Consider the following 24,623-nt stretch of genomic DNA (forward strand, 5'->3'; position numbering starts at 1 on the left):
GTGGGAAGAGGTCACCCCGGACGCGGCCCGGCGGCGGCAGGAAGGCCGGGTGCCATGTGGTTCTCCCAGAGTCACGGTGCGGGCTGAAGCAGGCCTAGGAACGGGATCAGCGCGGGCCGGGCACCCCGCGCGCGCAGAGAGGCGCACACCTCGGCCGCCGCCGCGTCGAGACCCGCCTGGTCCACCTCGCCCGCCCAGGCGAGCCGGGCCCCGAACAGGCCGTCCAGGGCGAGGTTCCCGGACCGGGAGGCGCCGGCCGAGCCACGCAGGACCAGGACGACGTCCAGACCCAGGCGCGCGCCCGCGGCGGCGGTCAGCCGGGCGTGGTTGCTCTGCGCGGCGCCCGTGGTCACCAGCGTGTCCGCGCCCTCGGCGAGGGCCGCGCCCACCGTCCACTCCAGCTTGCGGATCTTGTTGCCGCCGCCGCCCAGTCCGGTGAGGTCGTCCCGCTTGAGCCACAGGTCGTCCGGTCCGAGCCCGAGCGCGACGGCCAGCCGGGGCGCCGGTTCGACGGGGGTGGGGAAGGTGCCGAGCGGCACGGGCGGGTGGGTCATGGCGGGCATCCTCGTGGGCCGGGGGACGGGCGACCAGTCGATCACAGCCGCGCCCCGGGCGTCACACCGGCAGCAGCCGGCCGACCAGCGCGCTGAGCTGCCGGGCCGTGCGGCACTCGTGCATCTCGACCAGCTCGGCGTACGCGGGCGCGGCCGAGTCTCCCGTGCCCCACTGGGCGCCCGGCTCGGGGTTCAGCCAGTGGACGCGGCGGGCGCGCCCGGCGATCTCCCGTACGGCGGCGAGGTTGGGGTCGCTCATGTTCGTACGGGCGTCCCCGAGGACGAACACCGTGGTCCGCGGGCCGACCGCGGCGCCGTACCGTTCGGCGAACTCGCCCAGCGCGACGCCGTAGTCGCTGCTGCCGTGCCAGCCGGTGAGCGTGGCCTCGGCGCGGATGCGCGCGCTGAGCCCGTCGGGGTCGGCGCGGCCGTGGCCGAGCAGACCGGTCACCTCGTCGAGCCGGTTGACGAAGGCGAACACCCGGACCTTGCTGAACTGGTCGTGCAGCGCCTGCACCAGCAGCATCGTGAAGTCGGAGAAGCCCGACACCGAGCCCGACACATCGCACAGCAGCACCAGTTCGGGCCGGGCCGGACGGCGCCGGCGCAGCACCGGCCGCATCGGCACCCCGCCCGTGGACAGCGAGGAGCGCAGGGTGCGGCGCAGATCGATCGTGCCGCGGGCGGCCCGGCGGCGGCGCGCGGCGAGCCGGGTGGCCAGCTTGCGCGCGAGCGGCTGAACCGCCCGGCGCAGCTCGGCCAGTTGGTCCCGGCTCGCGAACAGGAAGTCCACGCGGTCGGCGGTCGGCCGGACGCCCCGCCGCGCGATCTCGTCGCGGCCGCGCCGCTCGGCGACCCGGCGCCGCGCCTCCGCCCCGACCAGCCGGCGGAACTCCTCGATGCGGCGCCGGATCTCGTCGTCCAGCAGCCGGCCCGCGAAACCCGCGCCCTGGCCGCCCTGTGCTCGTACGTCGGCCCGCACCCGGGCCAACAGGGTCTGCGGGCGCAGCCGTTCGAGTGTCTGGTACGCCGACCAGCCGTCCGAGCCCGGTGAACTGCCGTATCCGCCCAGGCCGTCGACCGCCTCGGCCGCCAGCCGGGCCATCAGCGCGCGGTCGTCGGCCGCCAGTGCCTCGGCCAGCCGGTCGCGCAGCTCCTCGCGGTCCGCGGGGCCGCCGCCCGGAGCGCCGACCCCGCGCGGAAAGTAGAGGTCGAAGACCGGGTCGAACACCGTGCGTTGCCCCGTGCCGTGCAGCAGCGTCGCGGCCAGCCCCTCGCGCAGCCGGTCGCGGTCCGCGAGGCCCAGCGCCTCGGTCGCGCGGGCCGCGTCCACCGTCTCGCCGGTGCCGATCCGCACCCCGTGCGCGCGCAGCGCCCCGACCAGGCCGGTGATCCGCTCGGCGACATCCGTCACAGCGCGTCCAGGTCGAGCTTGGCGGCGGCCTTCTGGATGTCGTCCTGATGCTTGAGGATCACCCCGAGGCTGTCCCGTACGACCGTCTCGTCCAGCGTGTCCGCGCCCAGCGCCAGCAGCGTGTGCGCCCAGTCCACGGTCTCGGCGACGGACGGCGCCTTGCGCAGGTCCATCGCGCGCAGCGCCCCGACGACACGTACCAGCGACTCGGTCAGTGCCTCGCCGAGGCCCGGCACCTTCAGCCGGACGATCCGCCGCTCCAGCTCCTCCTCCGGGAAGCCGATGTGCAGGAACAGGCAGCGGCGGCGCAGCGCCTCCGACAGCTCCCGGCCGGCGTTGGAGGTGAGGACGACGAAGGGGCGGCGGGTCGCGGTGACCGTGCCCAGCTCCGGGACCGTGATCTGGAAGTCGCTGAGCACCTCCAGCAGCAGGCCCTCCATCTCGACGTCGGCCTTGTCGGTCTCGTCGATCAGCAGCACCGTCGGCTCGTCGCCGCGGATCGCGGTCAGCAGCGGGCGGGGGAGCAGGAACTCCTCGCTGAAGATGTCGGTGCGGGTCTCGTCCCAGCTCTCGTCGCGGCCCGCGCTGATCCGCAGCAGCTGCTTGGCGTGGTTCCACTCGTACAGCGCCCGGGACTCGTCCACGCCCTCGTAGCACTGGAGCCGGACCAGCCGGGCCCCGGCCACCTGGGCGACGGCCTTGGCCAGCTCGGTCTTGCCCACCCCGGCGGGTCCCTCCACCAGCAGCGGCTTGCCCAGGCGGGCGGCGAGGAACACGGTCGTGGCGACGGCGGGCGAGGCGAGGTAACCGGTCTCGGCGAGGCGGGCGGAGACATCGTCGACGGACGTGAACAACGGGGCCTCCGGCGGGTCGGGGAACGGCGTCCGGCTTCCTATCTAAGCGCTTGTTCACCAACTCTGTCACGTGGAATCCGTGCCCCTGCCAAGGGGAATCCGCGCGGCGGCGGTCATGCCGGTGGATATACACCGATCGGTTTCTTTTCTCCCGTGACGCGGTAACCTCGCCCCATGGCGACCACGGACAAGGCATCCTCCCGCGACCGGCTGCTCGACGCGGCCGCCCGGCTCTCCTACCAGGACGGCGTCTCCGTCGGCGTCGAGGCGCTGTGCCGGGCGGCGGGTGTCTCCAAGCGGTCGATGTACCAGCTCTTCGACAGCAAGGACGAGATGCTGGCCGCGAGCCTGGAACGGCGGATCCCCTGGTACGAGGCCCAGCTCGCGCACCCCGACCCGGCCGCGGCCCCGCGCGAGCGCATCCTCTACGTCTTCGAGCGGCTGGCGAAGGCCTCCGTGGACGCGGACTACCACGGCTGCCCGTACCTCGCCGTACTGGTCGAGCTGAAGGACCCCGGGCACCCGGCGAGCGAGGTCGCCCGCGGGGTCAAGGAGCGCCTCGCGCGGACCTTCCGCACCGAGGCCGAGCGGGGCGGCGCCCGCGACCCCGAACTGCTCGCCCGCCAGCTGCTGCTGGTCTTCGACGGCGCGAGCGCCCGGGCCGGCGCCCGGGTGGAACGCCTGGACGACGGACTCGCCACCGCGACGGTCACCGCCCTGCTCGACGCCGCGGGGATGCGCTAGCCGGCCCCTCGTACGGGTCACCACAACGCGCCGGCCGGCGCCTCCTGCCGGTCCAATGGACCCGTGACCGCGCCCCCGGACGACTGCCTCGCGCGCAACGAGTGGATCTGCGGCGCCTATCTGAGCAGCCGCCGCCAGATCCTGCTCGACGCGGTCGTCCAGCACCTCCGGCTGACCGCCCTGGCGGTCCTCATCGGCCTGGTCGTCGCCGTGCCGCTGGCGGTGCTGGCCCGCCGCTGGGGCTGGGCGGCCGGCCCGGTCCTCGCCGTGACGACGATCCTCTACACCATCCCGTCGCTGGCGATGTTCTCCCTGCTCCTGCCCCTCTACGGCCTCTCGGCCACCCTCGTCGTCGCCGGTCTCGTGCTGTACTCGCTCACCCTGCTGGTCCGGAACATCCTCGCCGGCCTGCGGGCGGTCCCGGAGGAGACCCGGCAGGCGGCGCGCGGCCTCGGCTACGGCCCGATCCGGCTGCTGCTCACCGTGGAACTGCCCCTCGCCCTGCCCGCCGCGATGGCCGGTCTGCGGATCGCGACCGTCTCGGCGGTCTCCCTGGTCACCGTCGGCGCCATCGTCGGCTTCGGCGGCCTCGGGAACCTCATCTACGCGGGCATGAACACCTTCTTCAAGGCCCAGGTGCTCACCGCGTCCGTGCTGTGCGTGCTGATCGCGGTCGCCGCCGACCTGCTCCTGCTGGGCGTCCAGTGGCTGATCACCCCGTGGACGAGGGCGGCCCGCGCATGAGCACCGCGCCCCCGAGGGCGGACCGTCCATGAGCACGCTCGCCGCCACCTGGGACTGGCTCGCCGACCCCGCGCACTGGTCCGGCGAGGACGGGGTGGGGCACCGGCTGCTCCAGCACCTGGTGCTCACCGTCGTCTGCCTGGTCATCAGCTGTCTGATCGCCCTGCCCGTCGCGCTGGTCCTCGGGCACCTCGGCAGGGGCGGGGCGCTCGCCGTGAACATCTCCAACGTCGGCCGGGCCGTCCCCACCTTCGCCGTGCTGGTCCTGCTGCTCCTGACCCCGATCGGGAACTGGGGCGAAGGGCCCACGGTGGTGGCCCTGGTGCTGTTCGCCGTGCCACCGCTGCTCACCAACGCCTACGTGGGGATGCGCGAGGTCGACCGGAGCGTCGTCCAGGCGGCCCGGGGCATGGGCATGACCGGCCGGCAGACCCTGTTCCACGTGGAACTGCCCCTTTCGTTCCCCATGGTGCTGAACGGGGTGCGGATCGCCGCCGTGCAGCTCGTCGCCACCGCCACCATCGCCGCGCTCGCGGGCGGCGGCGGCCTCGGCCGGATCATCACGGCGGGCTTCAACCTCACCAGCACGCCCCAGGTGGTCGCGGGAGCGCTGCTCGTCGCGGTGTTCGCGCTCGTGGTCGAGGGCGTCTTCGAGATCGCCGAGCGGCGGGCGCCGGCGTGGGCGCGGGGCGGCCGATGAGCGGGCGCCACGCCCTGGCGGCCGCCGCGCTGCTCACCCTCGCCGCCTGCGCCACCGGCCCGTCCCTGGAGAACCGCGGCCGGCTCACCGCACCGCCCGGCGACAGCCACCATCTGACCATCGGCTCGGCCGGCTTCACCGAGAGCGACCTGCTCGCCCAGATGTACGCCCAGCTGCTGAACCAGGCCGGCTACAGGACGTCGATCCTGACCGTCGCCAACCGGGAGCTGTACGAACCCGCCCTGGAATCGGGCCAGATCGACGTCGTGCCCGAGTACGCGGCCACCTTCGCCGACTGGCTGAACGCCAAGACCCACGGCGCCGGCGCCGCCCCCGTCGGCTCACCCGACCTCGGCGCCACGATGAAGGCGCTGCGCACGCTCGCCACGCCCCGCGGACTGACCGTCCTGCCGCCCGGCCGCGCCGTCGACCAGAACGCCTTCGCGGTGAGCGCCGACTACGCCCGCCGGCACCACCTGAGGACCCTCGGCGACCTCGGCGCCTCGGGGCTCGGGGTACGGCTCGCGGCGGGCGACGAGTGCGTGCAACGGCCCTACTGCGCGCCCGGGTTGAAGAAGGTGTACGGAATCGACGTCACCGGCGTCGACCCCAAGGGCGTCGGCACCACCCCGGCCAAGCGGGCGGTGCAGGACGGCCGGGACCAGATGGTGCTGACCACCACCACGGACGCCACCCTCGACGCGTTCGGCCTGGTGCTGCTCGCCGACGACCGCCATCTGCAGAACGCCGACTACGTGGTCCCGGTCGTCAACCGCGCCCGCGCGGGCAGCACCGGCGTGACCAAGGCGCTCGGCAAGCTCAACGGCGTCCTCACCACGGCGGACCTGGCGGACATGAACCGGCAGGTCGACAGCTGGCGGAGGCTGCCCGCCGACGTGGCCCGCGCCTATCTGAAGGACAAGGGCCTGCTGAAGTGACGCGGATCAGGCGTCCGCCACCGAGTCGAAGCCGACCTGCCTGCGCGCGACGCCCCTCGCGTCCGCGTCCACCGAGCGGCGCAGCGCCTCGTGCAGCTTCGCCGGGGTCAGCACCCCGAGGAAGCGCGCCCCGTCCAGCACCGCGACCCACCCGGCGTCGTACTGGAGCATCACCCCGAACGCCTGCTTGAGCGGCGCGCCCACCGGCACCCAGGCGGTCATCCGGTGGGCGAGGTCCCCCACCGTGCCGTCCCGCGCCAGTTCGTCGATGCCGACCCAGCCGTGCAGGTCGCCGTGCGCGTCCAGGACGACCGCCCAGCGCGCGCCCGCGGACCGCAGCCGCTCCCGCGCCCCGTCGGCGGGCTCGTCCGGGCGGGCCACGGGCGGCTGCTCCAGGTCGTCCGGCTCGATCGCGGTGACCGACAGCCGCTTCAGCCCGCGGTCCGCGCCGACGAACCCGGCGACGTACGACGTCGCGGGCGCCCCGAGCACCGCCCCGGGCGTGTCGAACTGCTCGATGCGGCCCTGCCCGTACACGGCGATCCGGTCGCCCAGCCGGACGGCCTCCTCGATGTCGTGCGTGACCAGCAGCACCGTCTTGCGCACCGCCGTCTGCATCCGCAGGAACTCGTCCTGCAACTGCTCGCGCACCACCGGGTCGACCGCGCCGAACGGCTCGTCCATCAGCAGCACCGGCGGGTCAGCCGCCAGCGCCCGGGCCACGCCGACCCGCTGCCGCTGCCCGCCGGACAGCTGCTCCGGGTAGCGCGGCCCGTACGTCCTCGGGTCGAGCCCGACCAGGTCCAGCAGCTCCGCCGCCCTGGCCCGGGCCCTCGCCCGCTTCCAGCCGAGCAGCGCGGGCACGGTCGCGGTGTTGTCCAGGACGGTGCGGTGCGGGAACAGTCCCACCTGCTGGATCACGTACCCGATACGGCGGCGCAGCCGCACCGGGTCGACCGTGGCGATGTCCTCGCCGTCGACGAGGATCCGCCCGGAGGTCGGCTCGATGAGCCGGTTCACCATCATCATGGTCGTCGTCTTGCCGCAGCCCGAGGGGCCGACGAGCGTCACCAGTTCGCCCTCGGACACCTCGAAGGAGAGGCCGTCCACGGCCGTCGTACCGTCCGGATACCGCTTGGTGACCTGCTCGAACCGGATCATGCCCTCACGCTAGCCAGTCGGCGGGCCACCCGCGCGTTCAGTCGCCCGGGGCGCCGACCAGCACCACCTCCAGGGTGCGCGGCCCGTGCACGCCCTCCACCCGGTCCAGCTCGATGTCACTGGTTGCCGACGGCCCGGAGATCCAGGTCAGCGGGCGGCCCGGGTCGAGCCGTTCCAGGGCGCGGGGCACGGACGCCACGACCTGGTCCGGCACCCTGACGACACAGATGTGGTGGTCGGGGACCAGCGAGACGCGGCGCCTGCCCTGGTCCGGTGAGCCGTCCAGGACGATCGTGCCGGTCTCGGCGATCGCCACCGCGCAGGCCGTGACGACGCTGTCCACCTCGTCCAGGTCCCGCGCCGTGCTCCCGGCCCGGTCTGCGACCCGTTCGACGTTCGTCCCCGCCAGCCAGTCCGGCGCGAGTCCCGGCGGCACCAGCACCGGGCCGGTCTTCCGCTCCGCGAGCAACCGTGCGATCAGGGACGGCAGTTCGTCCTCCGTGCAGCGATGCACGACCGCGCGGTAGTCCGCCAGGTTCTCGGCCAGCAGCGCCACCGTCTCCTCGGCCGAGCGTTCGCCGTGCTCGCGCGCGTAGTCACGCGGCACGGCCTCCTCGTACGCCCTGTCGTCGGGCGGCACGTCCGCGAGCGCGCGCCGCACCCGCCCCAGGATCCGCTCCCTGCCGCTCACTTCGCCCCGTCCTTCCCGCCGCGCGTGCGCTGCCACCAGTCCCGGAAGGGCTCCGCCGGTACGGCCGGCAGGTCCCGGGTGCCGCTCCAGGCGCGGCCCGGCCCGGGGAGGGTGCGCGGATGCAGCCGGCGGGTGCGGGAGGCGAGGCGCTGGCCCGTCCGCAGCGCGCCCGGGTGCGCGAACGCCCAGCGCGCCGCCCGCATCGCGGCCCGCTCGGCCGCGTGCCCCTTCGCCGGCCGCAGCACGACCTTGTTGCCCTCCCGCACCGCCGGACCGCCTTGCGCGACCCGTTCCCGCAGATGCACCAGCACCTCGGGGATGTCGATGGCGACCGGGCAGACCTCGTAGCAGGCCCCGCAGAGCGAGGAGGCGTACGGCAGTGAGGCGTCGATCTCGCTCTGCGTGCCCCGGAGCTGAGGGCTGAGGATGGCGCCGATCGGGCCGGGATACACCGAGCCGTACGCGTGCCCGCCGGCGCGTTCGTAGACCGGGCAGACGTTGAGGCAGGCCGAGCAGCGGATGCAGCGCAGGGCCTGGCGGCCGACGGTGTCGGCGAGGGTGTCGGTGCGGCCGTTGTCGAGCAGGACCAGGTGGAAGGCGCGCGGGCCGTCCTCGCCGGTCGTGCCGGTCCACATCGACGTGTACGGGTTCATGCGCTCGGCGGTGGAGGAGCGGGGCAGGGTCTGGAGGAAGACCTCCAGGTCGCGCCAGGTGGGCACGATCTTCTCGATGCCGACCACGGAGATCAGCGTCTCGGGCAGGGTCAGGCACATCCGGCCGTTGCCCTCGGACTCCACGACGACGAGGGTGCCGGTCTCGGCGACCATGAAGTTGGCGCCGGAGATGCCGACCTTTGCCCGCAGGAACTTCTCCCGCAGGTGCAGGCGGGCCGCCTCGGCGAGTTCGGCGGGCGAGTCGGTCAGGTCCTCGGGGGCCGGGCGGCCCCACTCGCCCATCTCGGAGCGGAAGATGTCCCGGATCTCGCCCCGGTTGCGGTGGATGGCGGGCACGAGGATGTGTGACGGCCGGTCCTTGCCCAACTGGACGATCAGCTCGGCGAGATCGGTCTCGTAGGCGCGGATGCCCTCGGCTTCCAGGGCCTCGTTGAGGCCGATCTCCTGCGTGGCCATCGACTTGACCTTGACGACCTCCGACTCGCCGGTCTCCCTGACCAGCCGGGCCACGATCCGGTTGGCCTCGTCGGCGTCGGCGGCCCAGTGCACGGTGCCGCCCGCGGCGGTGACCGACTCCTCCAACTGCTCGAGGTAGCGGTCGAGATGGCGCAGGGTGTGGTCCTTGATCCGGCGGCCGGCCTCGCGCAGCTCCGCCCAGTCGGACAGTTCGGCCACCGCCCTGGCCCGCTTGGCGCGGATGGTGTGGGTGGCGTGGCGCAGATTGCCGCGCAGCGTGGGGTTGTTGACGGCGGCGTGCGCGGCCTGGGGGAAGGCCGGCATGCCGACGAACGTTCCGCTCATGCCGCCGGGTCCTCCTCCGTGCTCGCCAGGATCTCCGCGATGTGCACCGGCCGCATGCCGGTGCCGAGCCTGGTCATGGTCCCGCCGATGTGCATCAGGCAGGAGTTGTCGGCCGCGCACAGCACCTCGGCGCCGGTCGACTCGGCGTTGCGCACCTTGTCCGCGCCCATCGCCGCCGAGACCTCCGCGTTCTTCACCGCGAACGTGCCGCCGAACCCGCAGCACTCCTCCGCACCCGGCAACTCGACCAGCTCCAGCCCCTTGACCGCCTCCAGGAGCCTGCGCGGCCGCTCGCCCAGCCCGAGGGAGCGCAGCCCGTGGCAGGTGGGGTGGTAGGTGACCGTGTGCGGGTAGCAGGCGCCCACGTCGGTCACCCCCAGCACGTCCACCAGGAACTCCGTGAGCTCGTACGTCTTCGGCACCACCGGCGCCAGGGTACGGGCGAGCGAGTCCCCGCGCCCCTCGGCCCGGGCCCGCTCGCCCATCCGGGGGTACAGCTCCCGCACCATGGCCCCGCACGATCCCGACGGGGTCACGATCGCCTCGTACTCCCCGAAGACCTCGGAGAAATGCCGGGCCAGCGGCTCGGCCTCGTGCCGGTAGCCGGTGTTGTAGTGGGCCTGCCCGCAGCAGGTCTGCGCCATCGGGAAGTCGACCTCGACGCCCAGTCTGGTCAGCAGTCTCACCACGGCCTTGCCGGTGTCCGGATAGAGCGCGTCGTTGACACAGGTCAGGAACAGAGCGACACGCATCGCGGCTCCTCGGGGTGGTTCGTCGGACGAGTTGCAGGGTAGTGGGCGCATCCCGCCCGGGGGAGGGCGCGGCTCACCGCGCGGCGAGCCGTGCCTCGGCCTCCCGCCAGGCAGCGGTGCCGCCGCGCGGTGTGTACCGGGTCAGCGGCTGGGTCCGGGCGAGCAGCCGGCGCAGCGCGGTGAGGTCGCCGACCAGCCCCTGGGCGCGGGCCTGGACGAGGACGTTGCCGAGCGCGGCCGCCTCCGTCGCGCCCGCCACCACCGGCAGCCCGCAGGCGTCGGCGGTCAGCTGGCACAGCAGCGCGTTGCGGGTGCCGCCGCCGACGACATGCACCACGTCCACCGGGTGGTCGGCCAGCCGCTGGGCGTCCGCGACGGCCCGGCGGTGGGCCAGCGCCAGCGAGTCGAGGATGCAGCGGGTGGTCTCGGCCCGTGTCCGCGGCACCGGCTGTCCCGAGGCCCGGCAGGCCTCCGCGATCCGCTGCGGCATCCGTCCCGGCGCGAGGAACACCGCGTCGCCGGCGTCCACGACCGAGCGCAGGGCGGGCACCTGCGCGGCCTCGCGCAGCAGCAGCCCGAGATCGGGCTCGTCCCAGGCGCGCTGGCACTCCTGGAGCAGCCACAGCCCCATGATGTTGCGCAGGTAGCGCACGGTGCCGTCGAGCCCGAGCTCATTGGTGAAGTTGGCGGCCCGGCTCTCCTCGGTGAGCACCGGGGCGGCCAGCTCCAGCCCCACGAGGGACCAGGTGCCGGTGCAGATGTAGGCGAAGCGCTCGCCGACGGCCGGGACCGCGGCGACCGCGGAGGCGGTGTCGTGCGAGCCGACGGCCGTCACCGGCACCGGACCCGTGAGGCCGGTCTCCTCCAGCACCTGGGGACGGAGCACGCCCGCCGGGTCGCCCGGCTGCCGCAGCGGCGCGAACAGCCCCAGGTCGATGCCCAGCCGTTCGGCGATCCCGTGCGCCCAGGTGCGGGTGCGCGGGTCGACGAGCTGGGTGGTGGAGGCGTTCGTCAGCTCGGTGCCCTGCTCTCCGGTCAGCCAGTACGTCAGCAGATCCGGGATGAGCAACAGCCGTGCCGCGCGCGCGAACTGAGCGGTCGACCGGGCGGCGGTGAGCTGGTAGAGGGTGTTGAACGGCGCGTACTGCAGGCCCGTCGCCGCGTACAGCTCCTCGGCCGGCACGGTCGCCCACACCTTCTCGGCGACGCCCTCCGTGCGGGCGTCGCGATAGTGCACCGGGTTGCCCAGCAGGGCGCCGTCCGCGTCCAGCAGGCCGTAGTCCACGGCCCAGCTGTCGATGCCGACCGAGTCGACCCGCCCGGCGGCCCGCAGCCCGTCCAGGACACCGCCGTACAGCCCGAGGACGTCCCAGCGCAGCCCCTCGGGAACGCGCACGGGACGGTTGCGGAACCGGTGCGCCTCGGTCAGCTCCAGCGAGTCCGGCCCCACGCGGCCGACCATGACGCGCCCGCTGGACGCGCCGAGGTCGACCGCGGCGTACGACTTCACGTCCGCGCTCATCGCAGGAACGCGGCCGCCACACCCGCGTCGACCGGGATGTGCAGTCCGGTGGTGTGGGTCAGGTCCCCGCCCGTGAGGGCGAACACCGCGTTCGCCACGTGCTCGGGCAGCACCTCCCGCTTGAGGATGGTCCGCTGCGCGTAGAACTCGCCCAGCTTCTCCTCCGGCACCCCGTACACCGCCGCCCGCTGCGCGCCCCAGCCGCCCGCGAAGATCCCGGAACCGCGTACCACGCCGTCCGGGTTGACGCCGTTCACCCGGATCCCGTGCTCTCCCAGCTCGGCCGCCAGCAGCCGCACCTGGTGGGCCTGGTCGGCCTTGGTGGCGGAGTAGGCGATGTTGTTCGGACCGGCGAAGACGGCGTTCTTGGACGCGATGTAGACGATGTCGCCGCCCAGCCCCTGCGCGGTCATCACCCGGGCCGCCTCGCGCGAGACGAGGAAGGAGCCACGGGCCATGATGTCGTGCTGGAGGTCCCAGTCCCTCGCCGTCGTCTCCAGCAGCGGCTTGGAGATCGAGATGCCGGCGTTGTTGACCACCAGGTCGACCCCGCCGAAGGCCAGCACGGCCTCGCGGAACGCCGCGGCGATCCGCTGCTCGTCGGTGACGTCCACCGTGACCGCGACCGCCTTGTCCGGGCCGCCCAGCTCCTCGGCGACCGCGGCGGCGTTGTGGGCGTCGAGGTCGGCGACGACGACGCACGCGCCCTCGGCGACGAGCCGGTGCGCGATCGCCCGGCCGATCCCGCTGCCCGCGCCGGTCACCAGCGCGATCCGCGTGGCGAGTGCCCTGGGCTCCGGCATCCGCCGGAGCTTGGCCTCCTCCAGCGCCCAGTACTCGATGCGGAACTTCTCCGACTCCTCGATCGGCGCGTACGACGACACCGCCTCCGCGCCCCGCATCACGTTGATGGCGTTGACGTAGAACTCGCCGGACACCCGGGCGGTCTGCTTGTCCTTGCCGAAGCTGAACATGCCCACGCCGGGGATCAGCACGATCGCCGGGTCGGCGCCGCGCATGGCGGGGGAGTCGGGCCGGGCGTGCCGCTCGTAGTAGGCGGCGTACTCGGCGCGGTACTCGGCGTGCAGCTCCCGCAGCCGGGCGACGGCGTCCTCCAGGGGCGCGGCCGGCGGCAGGTCCAGCACCAGCGGCCGTACCTTCGTGCGCAGGAAGTGGTCCGGGCAGGAGGTGCCCAGCGCGGCCAGCCGGGGGTGCTCGGCGCGCGCCACGAAGTCCAGGACCACGTCGGCGTCGTCGAAGTGCCCGACCTGGGGCCTGTCCTGGGAGGCGAGGGCGCGGACGTGGGGCGCGAGCGCGGCGGCCCGCTCCCACCGCTCGGCCTCGGGCAGCGGCCCGTACCCCGGGAGCACCGGGCCGAACGGCTCCGCCTTCCCCTTCTCGGCGAGGAACGCCTCGGCGGTGCGGATGATGTGCAGCGAGTTGCGCTCGCACTCCTCGGAGGTGTTCCCCCAGGCGGTGATCCCGTGCCCGCCGAGAACGCATCCGACGGCCTGCGGATTGGCCTCCTTGACGGCGGCGATGTCCAGCCCGAGCTGGAAGCCGGGACGCCGCCAGGGCACCCACACCACACTGTCGCCGAAGCACTCGGCGGTCAGCTTCTCCCCGTCGGCGGCACAGGCGAGCGCGATACCGGAGTCCGGGTGCAGATGGTCCACGTGCGGGGCGTCGACCAGACCGTGCACGGCGGTGTCGATGGAGGGCGCGGCGCCACCCTTGCCGTGCAGGCAGTAGTCGAACGCGGCGACCATCTCGTCCTCCCGGTCCACCCCCGGGTAGACGTCGGCGAGGGCCCGCAGCCGGTCGAGGCGCAGCACGGCGAGCCCGGCCCCGGTCAGCGTCCCGAGGTCGCCCCCGGACCCCTTCACCCACATCAGCTCCACGTCACCGCCGGTGACCGGGTCGGTGTCGGTGCCCTTGGCGGAGGCGTTGCCGCCGGCGTAGTTGGTGTTGTGGGGATCGGAGCCGAGCCGGTGGGAGCGGGAGAGCAGAGCGGCGGCTTCGGGATGGGGTGACATGAACATTCGGTCCTTTGCGGAAGAGGCTGGGTGAAGCGCCCCGAGGGGCGAGGGACTTGCGCGGTCGACCACCCGCGACCGGCAGCCCGTGTGCGACGGAACCCGGCGGACGCCTACGCCCCCCACCCCGCCTGCCGGCCACCGACCCGCTCAGCGGCGATCTTCTCGGCCCACCCGGACCGGGCGTACGCGGTGACCGGATCCGCGGCGATCCCCATCTCCTCGCGCAGGTCACGCAGCAAGGGCCGCACATCCGTGTTGTACGCGTCCATCAGCACCGCGTTCGCCCCGAGCACGTCGCCGGCGGCCTGCGCGGCGGCCAGCGCCCCCCGGTCGACCAGCAGCGCCTTCGCCGTGGCCTCCTGGACGTTCATCACCGACCGGATGATCGCCGGGATCTTCGCCTCGATGTTGTGGCACTGGTCGAGCATGAAGGCCACGTCGGAGGAGAGCCCCCCGCCCCGCACCACCTCGTACATGATCCGGAACAGCTGGAACGGATCCGCCGCTCCCACCATCAGGTCGTCGTCCGCGTAGAAGCGGGAGTTGAAGTCGAACCCGCCGAGCTTGCCCTCGCGCAGCAGCGTCGCCACGATGAACTCGATGTTGGTCCCCGGCGCGTGATGGCCGGTGTCGACCACGACCCGTGCCCGCGGCCCGAGCTTGAGGCAGTGCGCGTACGCCGTGCCCCAGTCGGGGACGTCGGTCGTGTAGAAGGCCGGCTCGAAGAACTTGTACTCCAGCAGCATCCGCTGCCCGTCCCCGAGTCGCTCGTACACCTGCGCCAGCCCCTCGGCCAGCCGGTCCTGACGGCCGCGGACGTCGTCCTGGCCGGGGTAGTTCGTACCGTCGGCGAACCACAGCTTCAGATCCCGGGAGCCCGTCGCGTCCATGATGTCGACGCACTCCAGCAGGTGGTCGACGGCCTTGCGCCGCACCGCGGCGTCGGGATGGCAGATGCTGCCCAGCCTGTAGTCGTCGTCCTGGAAGGTGTTGGAGTTGATCGCCCCGAGCCGCACTCCGCGCTCCTCGGCGTACTTGGCCAGCGCGGCGTAGTCCTCGACCCGGTCCCAGGGGATGTGCAGCGCCACCGTCGGGGCCACGCCCGTGAACGCGTGCACCTGCGCCGCGTCGTCCAGCTTCTCCCTCGGAGTGCGCGGCACGCCCGGCTGGGCGAACACCTTGAAGCGGGTCCCCGAGTTCCCGTACGCCCACGACGGCGTCTCGACGGCCTGGGTCTTGAGCGCGGCCTTCACCGCGGCGAGGTCGGTCACTGCAGGGCTCCTGTGGTGTCGGTCGGAACGACTGAGCGGGTGAAACGATTCAGAACGCAAGCTAGGGGCCCGCCCGGAAGGGTGTCAAGGACTCCGACCCACGCCTTTTCCCGTGATCCTGCCGTGACTTACTGATCCCGAAACTTTTTCGACACGGCCCCATTGACGCGACGTGGCTCCGGTGCCTACGGTCCCGGCAATCCAGTTGAAACCTTTCACGACCCGGTGGAGGCGCGGTGCCATCCCGCCGGAGTCGTCGAGGAGCCCTCATGACCCACCCGCCCGACACGGGACCGGCCCCGGTGCTGGCGCTGCGGGACGTCGCCAAGTCCTTCGGTGCCGTACGCGCCCTGAGGGGCGTCTCCCTGCAGCTGTTCCCCGGTGAGGTGCACGCCCTCGCCGGGGAGAACGGCGCGGGCAAGTCGACCCTGATCAAGACCCTCGCCGGGGTGCACCGGCCGGACGCCGGGCAGGTGCTGCTCGACGGCGAGCCCGTGGTCTTCCACGGCCCCGGCGACGCCCGTGACGCCGGCATCGCCGTGATCTACCAGGAGCCCACGCTCTTTCCGGACCTGTCGATCGCCGAGAACATCTTCATGGGCCGCAGGCCCAGGCGGGCGCTCGGCCGGATCGACCACAAGGCCACGCACGCGGCCACGGCCGCCCTGATGAAGCGGCTCGGCGTGGAGCTCGACCCCGACCGGCCGGCCCGCGGCCTGTCCATCGCCGACCAGCAGATCGTGGAGATCGCCAAGGCGCTCTCCTTCGACGCCCGCGTGCTGATCATGGACGAGCCGACGGCGGCCCTGACCGGCAGCGAGGTGGCCCGTCTCTTCGGTGTCGTGCGCACCCTGCGCGAGCAGGGCGCCGCCGTGCTGTTCATCTCGCACCGGCTGGAGGAGATCTTCCAGATCTGCCAGAAGGTCACCACGCTGCGGGACGGCGCCTGGATCGCCAGCGAGTCCCTCGACGGCATGACGGAGGACGACCTGGTCCGCCGGATGGTCGGCCGTGACCTGGACGAGCTGTACCCCAAGCAGGAGGTCGGCCCCGGCGAGGTCGCGCTGAGCGTGCGCCGGCTGACCCGGGAGGGCGTCTTCACCGACGTCTCCTTCGAGGTGCGGCGCGGTGAGATCGTCGGCCTAGCCGGGCTGGTGGGCGCGGGCCGCACCGAGGTGGCCCGGGCGGTGTTCGGCGTCGATCGCTGGGACGCGGGCGAGGTCGAGGTCGACGGCCGCGGGCTCACCAGGGGCGCGCCCTCCACCGCGATGGCCGCGGGGCTGGCCCTGGTGCCGGAGGACCGGCGGGCCCAGGGCCTGGTGATGGACATGAGCATCGAGCGGAACATCGGCCTGACCGGGCTGCGTACGACGGTGAAGGCCGGCCTGGTGGACCGGGGCGCCGAACGCAGCCGCTCCCTGGACTGGGCGGTCAGGCTCCAGGTGAAGTACGCCCGGATCGCGGACGCCGTCGCCACGCTCTCCGGCGGCAACCAGCAGAAGGTCGTCCTCGCCAAGTGGCTGGCCACCGGCCCCAAGGTGCTCATCGTCGACGAGCCCACCCGCGGCATCGACGTCGGCACCAAGGCCGAGGTGCACCGGCTGCTCGGCGAACTGGCCGCCGACGGGGTGGCGGTGCTGATGATCTCCTCCGACCTGCCGGAGATCCTCGGCATGGCCGACCGGGTGCTGGTGATGCACGAGGGCCGGATCACCGCCGAGATACCCCGCTCCGAAGCCACCGAGGAGACCGTGATGGCCGCCGCCACCGGGAGGGCCGCCGTATGACAGCCGCAGACAGGGCCGCCCCCATGATTCCGACCATCCCCCGGAGGGCCGCCGGATGACGGTGACCACACCGAACGAGGCCTCGGTCGCCGAGGCGCCCCGGTCCAGCGGCACCCGGCTGGTGGACCGTGTGTTCAAGATGCGCGAACTCGCCATCCTGGTCGTCTTCCTGGTGATGATCGCCGTCACCCAGGCCGACAACAGCCAGTTCCTGTCCGAACAGGGCATCAAGGACCTGCTGCTCAACGCGACCATCCTGGTGCTGGTCGCCACCGGCCAGTCGCTGGTCGTCATCACCCGCAACGTCGACCTGTCGGTCGGCTCCACGCTCGGCATCTGCGCCTTCGCCGCCGGCGACTTCCTGCACGGCGGCGGAAACGCGGTCGTCGCGATCGTCCTGGCCGTGCTGCTGGGGATCGGCTTCGGACTGCTGAACGGCCTGCTGGTGAGCCTCGGCCAGGTGCCCGCGCTGGTCGTCACGCTCGGCACCCTCTACATCATCCGGGGCGTCGACTCCATCTGGGTCGGCTCCCGGCAGATCACGGCGGCCGATCTCCCCGGCGGATTCGTCGACTTCGGCTCCGGAGGCATCTCCGCGATCCCCTGGCTCGCCCTGATCGCCCTCGCCGTGCTGGTCGCCACCGCCTACTACCTCAAGCAGTACGGCAGCGGACGGGAGTTGTACGCGCTGGGCTCCAACCCGGAGGCCGCCCGGCTCGCCGGTATCCCGGTGCGCAAGCGGATCCTGGCCGCCTACACCTTCTGCGGCGCGCTCGCCGGGCTCGCCGGTGCCCTGTACCTCGCCCGGTTCGGCAACGTCGACTCCGGCACCGGCAACGGCTACGAACTCACCGTCGTCAGCGCGGTCGTGGTCGGCGGCGTCGCCTTCACCGGCGGGTCGGGCAGCGTCTACGGCGCGGCCCTCGGCGGTCTGCTGCTGACCTCCGTCAACAGCGTGCTGCCCGCACTCGGCGTCAGCTCGGTGTGGGTGCTCGCCATCAACGGCGTCCTGCTGCTGCTCGCCATCGCGGTCGACCGGATCGTCGCGCTGCGGGTGGCCGCCGCCCTGAAGAAGAAGTCGGCCCCGAGGAGGACCGCCGTGGCGAAGGAGAACACCGGCCATGCCTGAGGCACTGACACGCGCGGTCCGCTGGGACACGGTCGTGGGCGCGCTCCTGATCGTCCTGCTGCTGCTGTCGTTCGGCTTCGTCGACGGCTTCGGCAACGCCCTCAACCTGTCGTTCCTGATCGGCAACACGCTCCCGATCGCGCTGATCGCCCTGCCGATGACCCTGCTGGTGGTCGCCGGCGAGATCGACCTGTCCGTGGCGTCCACGGCCGGGCTGTCCGGGGCGGTGATGGGCAAGTTGTGGAACGACGGCATGGCCATCGAGACGATCATCCCGCTGTGCCTGGTGCTCGGCGTGCTCTGCGGCCTGGTCAACGGCCTGCTGGTGACCCGGCTCGGGCTGCCCTCGCTCGCCGTCACCATCGGCACCCTCGCCGCCTACCGGGGCATCGCCCAGATCGTGCTCGGCTCCGACGCGGTCACCGACTTCCCCTCCCAGTACCTGGACTTCGCGGCCGGCCGCATCGGCGGCACGTTCCTGCCCCAGGCCTTCCTGCCCTTCCTGCTGCTGCTCGCCATCGCCGTGGTGGTCCTGCACGCCACCCCGTTCGGGCGGTCGCTGTTCGCCGTCGGCGCCAGCGAGGAGGCCGCGCGCTTCGCCGGGATCCGGGTGAAGCGCACCAAGCTGCTCCTGTTCGTGGCCACCGGCTTCATGGCCTCCCTCACCGGCGTCTTCTGGGCCCTGCACTACGCCAGCGCCCGCTACGACAACGCCACGGGACTGGAACTGTCCGTCGTCGCCGCGGTGCTGCTGGGCGGCATCGACTTCGACGGGGGCAGGGGCACCATCGGCGGCGCCATCGCCGGCGTCTTCCTGCTGGGCGCCCTGCAGAACGTGATGAGCCTGCTGAACGTCTCCGCGCAGTCGCAGATCGTGGTCACCGGAGTGCTGCTCGTCGTCTCCGTCCTCGGCCCACGGGTCGCGCGGCAGATCCTCGTCGCCAGGGCGGCCGGGTCCGCCGGATAGACGGTCCGCCGGCCGCGGGCCTGCCGCGGCCGGTCGTGCACTTCCCGCGCCCCGTTCCAGGGCGCGTCCCTTCACCCTCTTCCCAAGGACCTCTCCATGAACACGTCTTCAGTCCGCCGTGCCTGCGCCGCGCTCGCCGCCGGCACGTCCCTCGCGCTCGCTCTGACCGCCTGTGGCGGTACCACCAAGAAGGTCGTCAAGTCCGACAACGCCTCCGCCGCCACGGCCGGCAAGGCCGATCCGAACGCGGCCACCAAGAAGGGGCTGACGGTCGGGTTCCTGCCCAAGCAGGTCAACAACCCGTACTTCACGACCTCGGACAAGGGCGGCGAGAAGGCCCTCGCCGAACTCGGCGAGAAGTACAGGGAGGTGGGGCCGTCCAGCGCCACCGACACATCCGGGCAGGTCAGTTACGTCAACACGCTCACCCAGCAGCAGGTGAACGGCATCGCGGTGTCGGCGCAGGACCCGGGGGCCCTGTGCACCGCGCTGAAGCAGGCGATGAGCAACGGGATCAAGGTCGTCACCTACGACTCCGACACCAACCCGGGCTGCCGCAACGCCTTCGTCTCCCAGGCGAGCGCCGAGGACCTGGGCCGTACCGAGGTGCAGCTGCTCGCCCGGCAGATCGGCTACAAGGGCCAGATCGCGGTCCTGTCCGCCGCGCAGACCGCGACGAACCAGAACACGTGGATCGGCTACATGAAGGACGAGCTGAAGGATCCCAAGTACAAGGACGTCAAGCTCGTCAAGATCGCGTACGGCAACGACGACGCGCAGCAGTCCTTCCAGCAGACCCAGGGCCTGCTGCAGCAGTACCCGGACCTGAAGGGGATCATCTCCCCGACCACGGTCGGCATCAAGGCGGCCGCGCAGTACCTGTCGGGGTCCAAGTACAAGGGCAAGGTCAGGCTGACAGGTCTGGGCACCCCCAACGACATGCGCCAGTACGTCAAGAACGGCACCGTCGAGGGCTTCGAGCTGTGGGACCCGGCCAAGCTCGGCGACCTGGCCGCCCGGACCACGGTCGCGCTGGCCTCCGGCCAGATCTCCGGCAAGGAGGGCGAGACCTTCAAGGCCGGCTCGACGACGTACACGATCGGCAAGGACGGCGTGATCAGCCTGGGCAAGCCGACCGTGTTCGACGCCAAGAACATCGACCAGTTCAACTTCTGAGCGATCGGGGGGCGTTGATGCAGCGCGTGTGCTTCCTGCTGAAGGTCCGGGCGGACCGCCTCGACGAGTACCGTGAGCGGCACGCCGCCGTCTGGCCGGAGATGCTCGAAGCCCTCTCCGCCACCGGCTGGCACAACTACTCGCTGTTCCTGCGCGAGGACGGGCTCCTCGTCGGCTACCTGGAGACCGAGGACTTCGCCGCCGCCCAGGCCCGGATGGAGGCCACCGACGTCAACGCCCGCTGGCAGGCGGAGATGGCGCCGTTCTTCGAGTCGCTGGACGGCGCCCGGCCCGACGAGGCCATGAAGCCGCTCACGGAGGTGTTCCACCAGTCATGACCCGCCGCCACAGGCGGCCGGTCCGGCCGGATCTCCGCCGCCCGCCCCGTCCCACCCGCACGGCCCCTTCGCCGCACCACGTGACCGGCTTCGCCCAGCCGCCGCGACGGTAATGTGAAGGTCGCCCCGCCGCCCCTCGTCTTTCTGGAGGTCTTCGCCCGATGGCCCAGTCGGTGGGTATCAAAGACGTCGCCCGCGCCGCCGGAGTGTCGGTCGGCACGGTGTCCAATGTCATCAACCGCCCGGACACCGTCGCCGGCGAGACCCGTGCGCGGGTGCTGTCCGCCATCGACCGGCTCGGCTACGTCCGCAGCGAGTCCGCGCGGCAGTTGCGGGCGGGCCGCAGCCGGATCATGGGCCTGCTCGTCCTCGACATGGGCAACCCCTTCTTCGTGGACGTGGCACGCGGCGCCGAGCGGGCGGCGCGGGACGCGGGGCTCGGCGTGATGGTCTGCAACAGCGCGCAGAACGCCGCCGAGGAGGCCGACTATCTGGCGCTGTTCGCCGAGCAGCGGGTGCGGGGCGTGCTCCTCACCCCGGCGGACGCCACCGGCCGGAACATCGCGGCCTTCCGCCGGCACGGCATCCCCTTCGTGCTGGTCGACCGGGTCGCCGAGGGCACCACCAAGTGCTCGGTCAGCGTCGACGACGTGGCGGGCGGCGCGCTGGCCGTGCGGCACCTGGTGGACGCGGGCCACCGCTCCATCGCCTACGTCAGCGGTCCGCCGGGACTGAACCAGGTCCGCGACCGCCGCACCGGCGCCCTCAACGCGCTCGCCGAGGCCGGCCTCGGCCCCGACGCCCTGCGCGAACTGCCCACCGAACGCCTCGACGTGGCAGCCGGCCGGGACGCGGGCGCCCGCCTGCTCGGCCTCGCCGCCCGCCCCAGCGCCGTCTTCTGCGCCAACGACCTGCTCGCCCTCGGCGTGCTGCAGGCCATGTACGCGGCCGGTGTCACGGTCCCGGACGACCTCGCGATCGTCGGCTACGACGACATCGAGTTCGCCGCCGCGGCCGCCGTACCGCTGACCTCCGTACGGCAGCCCGCCGTCACCATGGGCGCCCTGGCCGCCGGGCTGCTGCTGGAGGAGACCGAAGAGGGCGAGGGCGGGCGGACGCACGAGCACCGCCGGGTGGTGCTCCAGCCGGAGCTCGTGGTGCGCCGCTCCAGCCTGGCGGCACGCTGACCTCAAGTTCAGTAACAATCCATGATCCCGGGGCTCGGCCCCCACCCGGACATGTGCTGAACTGGGACGCGTCCGTCCCATCCGTCCCAGGAGACCCGTTGACCCTCAGCTACCGCCAGCCCGGTGTCGTCCTCACCGACCGCCGGTTCACCGTGCCCCTCGACCATGCCGACCCGGGCGGCGAGACCATCGAGCTGTACGCCCGTGAGGCGGTCGCGAGCGACAAGGCGGGCCAGGACCTGCCCTGGCTGCTGTATCTGCAGGGCGGCCCGGGCTTCGGGGCGAATCGTTTCGTCGGGCGTCAGACCTGGCTCGACCGGGCCCTGAAGGAGTACCGCGTCCTGCTGCTCGACCAGCGCGGCACCGGCAGCTCCACGCCCGCCACCCGGCAGACGCTCCCGCTGCGCGGCGCTCCCGCCGCACAGGCCGACTACCTGACCCACTTCCGCGCGGACTCCATCGTGCGCGACTGCGAGGCCATCCGTCCCGAGGTCACCGGCGGCGCCCCGTGGACCGTGCTCGGCCAGAGCTTCGGCGGCTTCTGCACGGTGTCGTACCTCTCCCGCGCCCCCGAGGGTCTGGCCGCCGCCGTGATCACCGGCGGACTGCCCTCCCTGGACGCCCACGCCGAGGACGTCTACCGCGCCGCCTACCCGCGCGTCGAACGCAAGGTCACCGCGCACTACGCCCGCTATCCGCAGGACGTCGAGCGCGCCCGCCGGATCGCCGACCACCTCCTCACCCACGACGTGGTCCTCCCGAACGGCTACCGCCTCACGGTCGAGGCCTTCCAGTCCCTGGGCCTGATGCTCGGCGCCAGTGACGGCAGCCACCGCCTCCACCACCTCCTGGAGGACGCCTTCGTACGCACCCCGGGCGGCCTCGACCTGTCGGACTCCTTCCAGGAACAGGCCCAGGCCCTGCTGTCGTACGCGGGCCACCCGCTGTACGCCGTCGTCCACGAGGCGATCTACGGCCAGGACGCCCGCCCCACCGACTGGGCCGCCGAGCGCGTCCGCGCCGAGTTCCCGCAGTTCGACGCGGCGAAGGCGCTCGCCGGCGACGCCCCGGTCCTCTTCACCGGCGAGACCGTCCACCCCTGGATGTTCGACGCCGACCCGGCGCTGCGCCCGCTGCGCGAGACCGCCGAGCTGCTCGCGGCCCGCACCGACTGGCGCCCGCTGTACGACCGCGACCGCCTCGCCGGCAACGAGGTCCCGGTCGCCGCGGCCGTCTACCACGACGACATGTACGTCGACACCGCCCACTCCCTGGAGACGGCCCGCGCCGTCCGGGGCCTGCGCAGCTGGGTCACCGACGAGTTCGAGCACGACGGGCTGCGCGCGGGCGCGCCCCGCGTACTGGACCGGCTCCTCGCGCTGACCCGCGACGAGGCCTGACGCACGGAGGTCCGGACACCCGCGGGTGTCCGGACCCGTGCCTCACCTGCCCGGTCGGCTCACGCGGCGAGGGCGTGACCCGGGTGCAGGACCACCTTGGTGTAGCCCTCGATCCGCTTGTCGAACTTCTCGTAGGCCTGCGGTGCCTGGTCCAGGGGCAGCTCGTGGGAGACCACGAAGCTGGGCTTGGCCCGCCCGGCGATGATCATGTCGCGCAACTGGCGGTTGTACCGCTTCACGTTGCACTGGCCGGTGCCCATCTGCTGGCCCTTCTCGAACATCCTGCCGATGGAGACCAGGAGTTGGCCGTGCTTGGCGTGCTCGTCGGGGCCGCCGGGGTCCGAGGGCACGTACAGACCCGGCACGCCGAGCATGCCGGTCGGCCGCACCGTCTCGACGAGCGTGTTGAGGACGACGGCCGGTTCCTCGTGGCTGGCGTCGTGGTGCGACTGGGCCTGGTACCCGACGGCGTCCACGCCCTTGTCGGTGCCCTCTCCACGCGTGTGTTCCTTGATCTGCTCGGCCGGGTCGCCCTTGGTGAAGTCGATCGGGATCACCCCGATCTCCTCGGCCTTGGCGAGCCGTTCGGGAACCCGGTCCACCGAGAACACCTTCGCCGCGCCCCGCAGCATCGCGGAGTAGGCGGCCATCAGGCCCACCGGACCGGCGCCGAAGACGGCCACGCTCTCGCCGGGCGAGACCTGGGCGAGTTCGCATCCGTGGTAGCCGGTGGGGAAGATGTCGGCGAGCAGCACGAAGTCGGTCTCGAACTCCTCGCCCGGCGGCAGCTTCAGGCAGTTGAAGTCGGCGAACGGCACCCGCAGCAGCTCCGCCTGGCCGCCCTTGTACGGGCCCATGGCCACGTAGCCGTAGGCTCCGCCGGCGAAGCCCGGGTTGACCGTCAGACAGAAGCCGGTCTTTCCGGCGAGGCAGTTCTTGCAGAATCCACAGGCGACGTTGAACGGCATGACCACGCGATCTCCCTGGGACAGGGAGGTCACACCGGAGCCGACTTCCTCGACGATGCCGAGGTTCTCGTGCCCGAAGACGATGCCTGCCTCGGCCGCCGTGCGGCCCTCGTACATATGCAGATCGGATCCGCATATGGCGGTCGACGTGACCCGTACCAGCACATCGTTCGGGTGCTGGATCTGCGGATCATCGACGTCCTTCACCATCACACTGAAGGGCTTTTCATAGACGACCGCTTTCACGTTTGTCACCTCCGCGTCGAACGCTGGATGACGGCGGCGAGGAGGGGCCGGGGCCGCGGGGGCACAGGAAGGTGTGGGCCCTCGGACCGTGCCGTGGCCCCCGTGCGCGCTTCACCGCCGGTACTACCAGGTAACCCCCGTACGGCAGGGGCCGCAACCGCCGGATTTCCACCGGGTCGTCCCCAGTAGGCTGGGCGCCATGCCAGATCAGATAGCCGGACTTCCGGAGCTGCGCGGGGACTGCGCGAGCTGCTTCGGGCTCTGCTGTGTCGCCCTGCCCTTCGCGGCCTCCGCCGACTTCGCTCTCGACAAGCCCGCGGGCCGGCCGTGCCCCAACCTCGGCGCGGACCACCGCTGCGGCATCCACGCCGACCTGCGGAAGAAGGGCTTCACCGGTTGCACGGTGTACGACTGCTTCGGCGCCGGCCAGAAGGTCTCGCAGATCACCTTCGACGGGCAGGACTGGCGTACGGGACCGAAGGAACACGCCCGGCGGATGTCCGAGGTGTTCCCCGTCGTACGGCAACTGCACGAGCTGCTGTGGTACCTGACCGAGGCGCTCGGGC

The 24,623-nt window shown here is 72.5% G+C and carries 21 protein-coding genes and 2 pseudogenes; 12 read left to right on the forward strand and 11 right to left on the reverse strand.

The genetic code is table 11. From position 1 onward, the window contains the following. Positions 1 to 92: 92 nt before the first annotated feature. The 3 genes and pseudogenes from ACWEN3_RS13315 to ACWEN3_RS13325 form a co-directional block, all read right to left on the reverse strand. Positions 93 to 554, reverse strand: a pseudogene (locus ACWEN3_RS13315) (pyridoxal-phosphate dependent enzyme); the annotation flags it as partial. A 61-nt stretch (positions 555 to 615) separates the two neighbouring features. Beyond that, a complete protein-coding gene (locus tag ACWEN3_RS13320; RefSeq protein ID WP_452969481.1) occupies positions 616 to 1,968 on the reverse strand; it encodes a vWA domain-containing protein in 1,353 nt (450 codons plus the stop codon). Next, on the reverse strand, positions 1,965 to 2,822 hold the full coding sequence (locus ACWEN3_RS13325; protein WP_452969484.1) for an AAA family ATPase: 858 nt from the start codon (positions 2,820 to 2,822) through the stop codon (positions 1,965 to 1,967). Before ACWEN3_RS13325 ends, ACWEN3_RS13320 begins: the two co-directional genes overlap by 4 nt. Before the next feature lie 174 nt (positions 2,823 to 2,996). On the opposite strand from ACWEN3_RS13325, the gene ACWEN3_RS13330 reads away from it, so the two are divergent. The 4 genes from ACWEN3_RS13330 (at position 2,997) to ACWEN3_RS13345 (ending at position 5,948) form a co-directional block, all read left to right on the forward strand. After that, entirely contained in the window at positions 2,997 to 3,566 is a 570-nt protein-coding gene (locus ACWEN3_RS13330) for a TetR/AcrR family transcriptional regulator (RefSeq protein WP_452969487.1), read from the forward strand. A gap of 63 nt (positions 3,567 to 3,629) precedes the next feature. Continuing rightward, entirely contained in the window at positions 3,630 to 4,310 is a 681-nt protein-coding gene (locus ACWEN3_RS13335; RefSeq protein ID WP_452969490.1) for an ABC transporter permease, read from the forward strand. A 28-nt stretch (positions 4,311 to 4,338) separates the two neighbouring features. Next, positions 4,339 to 5,010 (forward strand): ABC transporter permease, encoded by a 672-nt coding sequence (locus tag ACWEN3_RS13340; protein ID WP_452969493.1) that lies wholly within the window; start codon positions 4,339 to 4,341, stop codon positions 5,008 to 5,010. Then, positions 5,007 to 5,948, forward strand: a complete 942-nt coding sequence (locus tag ACWEN3_RS13345; RefSeq protein ID WP_452969496.1) for an ABC transporter substrate-binding protein — start codon at positions 5,007 to 5,009, stop codon at positions 5,946 to 5,948. The genes ACWEN3_RS13340 and ACWEN3_RS13345 overlap by 4 nt, the downstream gene beginning before the upstream one ends. A gap of 6 nt (positions 5,949 to 5,954) precedes the next feature. Here ACWEN3_RS13345 and ACWEN3_RS13350 read toward each other — a convergent pair whose 3' ends face one another. The 7 genes from ACWEN3_RS13350 to rhaI all read right to left on the reverse strand — a co-directional run bounded on the left by ACWEN3_RS13350 (position 5,955) and on the right by rhaI (position 14,859). Continuing rightward, positions 5,955 to 7,109 carry an ABC transporter ATP-binding protein gene (locus tag ACWEN3_RS13350; RefSeq protein WP_452969498.1) on the reverse strand — a complete coding sequence of 385 codons (1,155 nt, stop codon included), beginning with the start codon at positions 7,107 to 7,109 and terminating at the stop codon, positions 5,955 to 5,957. Positions 7,110 to 7,146: 37 nt separating this feature from the next. Beyond that, positions 7,147 to 7,800, reverse strand: coding sequence for a LutC/YkgG family protein (locus ACWEN3_RS13355; RefSeq protein WP_452969500.1), 654 nt, complete (start codon positions 7,798 to 7,800; stop codon positions 7,147 to 7,149). Further along, complete coding sequence (locus ACWEN3_RS13360) at positions 7,797 to 9,275, reverse strand: LutB/LldF family L-lactate oxidation iron-sulfur protein (RefSeq protein ID WP_452969503.1); 1,479 nt, start codon at positions 9,273 to 9,275, stop codon at positions 7,797 to 7,799. Before ACWEN3_RS13360 ends, ACWEN3_RS13355 begins: the two co-directional genes overlap by 4 nt. Next, positions 9,272 to 10,027 carry a (Fe-S)-binding protein gene (locus tag ACWEN3_RS13365; protein ID WP_452969505.1) on the reverse strand — a complete coding sequence of 252 codons (756 nt, stop codon included), beginning with the start codon at positions 10,025 to 10,027 and terminating at the stop codon, positions 9,272 to 9,274. The genes ACWEN3_RS13360 and ACWEN3_RS13365 overlap by 4 nt, the downstream gene beginning before the upstream one ends. A 73-nt stretch (positions 10,028 to 10,100) precedes the next feature. Next, positions 10,101 to 11,549, reverse strand: a complete 1,449-nt coding sequence (locus ACWEN3_RS13370; RefSeq protein ID WP_452969507.1) for a rhamnulokinase — start codon at positions 11,547 to 11,549, stop codon at positions 10,101 to 10,103. Then, on the reverse strand, positions 11,546 to 13,585 hold the full coding sequence (locus ACWEN3_RS13375) for a bifunctional aldolase/short-chain dehydrogenase (protein WP_452969510.1): 2,040 nt from the start codon (positions 13,583 to 13,585) through the stop codon (positions 11,546 to 11,548). The genes ACWEN3_RS13370 and ACWEN3_RS13375 overlap by 4 nt, the downstream gene beginning before the upstream one ends. Before the next feature lie 113 nt (positions 13,586 to 13,698). Next, on the reverse strand, positions 13,699 to 14,859 hold the full coding sequence (gene rhaI, locus ACWEN3_RS13380; protein WP_452969512.1) for an L-rhamnose isomerase: 1,161 nt from the start codon (positions 14,857 to 14,859) through the stop codon (positions 13,699 to 13,701). Between the two features lie 269 nt (positions 14,860 to 15,128). Between rhaI and ACWEN3_RS13385 the strand changes: the two genes are divergently transcribed. The 7 genes from ACWEN3_RS13385 to ACWEN3_RS13415 all read left to right on the forward strand — a co-directional run bounded on the left by ACWEN3_RS13385 (position 15,129) and on the right by ACWEN3_RS13415 (position 22,843). Continuing rightward, complete coding sequence (locus ACWEN3_RS13385; RefSeq protein ID WP_452969514.1) at positions 15,129 to 16,646, forward strand: sugar ABC transporter ATP-binding protein; 1,518 nt, start codon at positions 15,129 to 15,131, stop codon at positions 16,644 to 16,646. A 55-nt stretch (positions 16,647 to 16,701) separates the two neighbouring features. Further along, positions 16,702 to 17,775: an ABC transporter permease gene (locus ACWEN3_RS13390; protein WP_452969516.1), complete on the forward strand. Its 1,074-nt coding sequence runs from the start codon at positions 16,702 to 16,704 to the stop codon at positions 17,773 to 17,775. Next, complete coding sequence (locus ACWEN3_RS13395) at positions 17,768 to 18,742, forward strand: ABC transporter permease (RefSeq protein WP_452969519.1); 975 nt, start codon at positions 17,768 to 17,770, stop codon at positions 18,740 to 18,742. Before ACWEN3_RS13390 ends, ACWEN3_RS13395 begins: the two co-directional genes overlap by 8 nt. Before the next feature lie 96 nt (positions 18,743 to 18,838). Further along, positions 18,839 to 19,918, forward strand: a complete 1,080-nt coding sequence (gene rhaS / locus ACWEN3_RS13400) for a rhamnose ABC transporter substrate-binding protein (RefSeq protein ID WP_452969521.1) — start codon at positions 18,839 to 18,841, stop codon at positions 19,916 to 19,918. A gap of 17 nt (positions 19,919 to 19,935) precedes the next feature. Further along, positions 19,936 to 20,256 carry an L-rhamnose mutarotase gene (locus tag ACWEN3_RS13405; protein ID WP_452969523.1) on the forward strand — a complete coding sequence of 107 codons (321 nt, stop codon included), beginning with the start codon at positions 19,936 to 19,938 and terminating at the stop codon, positions 20,254 to 20,256. 161 nt (positions 20,257 to 20,417) lie between these two features. After that, positions 20,418 to 21,443 (forward strand): LacI family DNA-binding transcriptional regulator, encoded by a 1,026-nt coding sequence (locus ACWEN3_RS13410; protein ID WP_452969526.1) that lies wholly within the window; start codon positions 20,418 to 20,420, stop codon positions 21,441 to 21,443. Positions 21,444 to 21,541: 98 nt separating this feature from the next. Then, entirely contained in the window at positions 21,542 to 22,843 is a 1,302-nt protein-coding gene (locus tag ACWEN3_RS13415) for an alpha/beta fold hydrolase (protein WP_452969528.1), read from the forward strand. Positions 22,844 to 22,902: 59 nt separating this feature from the next. On the opposite strand, the gene ACWEN3_RS13420 is transcribed toward ACWEN3_RS13415, so the two are convergent. After that, on the reverse strand, positions 22,903 to 24,057 hold the full coding sequence (locus ACWEN3_RS13420) for a glutathione-independent formaldehyde dehydrogenase (protein ID WP_452969531.1): 1,155 nt from the start codon (positions 24,055 to 24,057) through the stop codon (positions 22,903 to 22,905). Positions 24,058 to 24,256: 199 nt separating this feature from the next. Here ACWEN3_RS13420 and ACWEN3_RS13425 point away from each other — a divergent pair. Further along, a pseudogene (locus tag ACWEN3_RS13425) lies at positions 24,257 to 24,623 on the forward strand (pentapeptide repeat-containing protein); the annotation flags it as partial.

The sequence above is a fragment of the Streptomyces sp. NPDC004561 genome, from assembly GCF_053602155.1.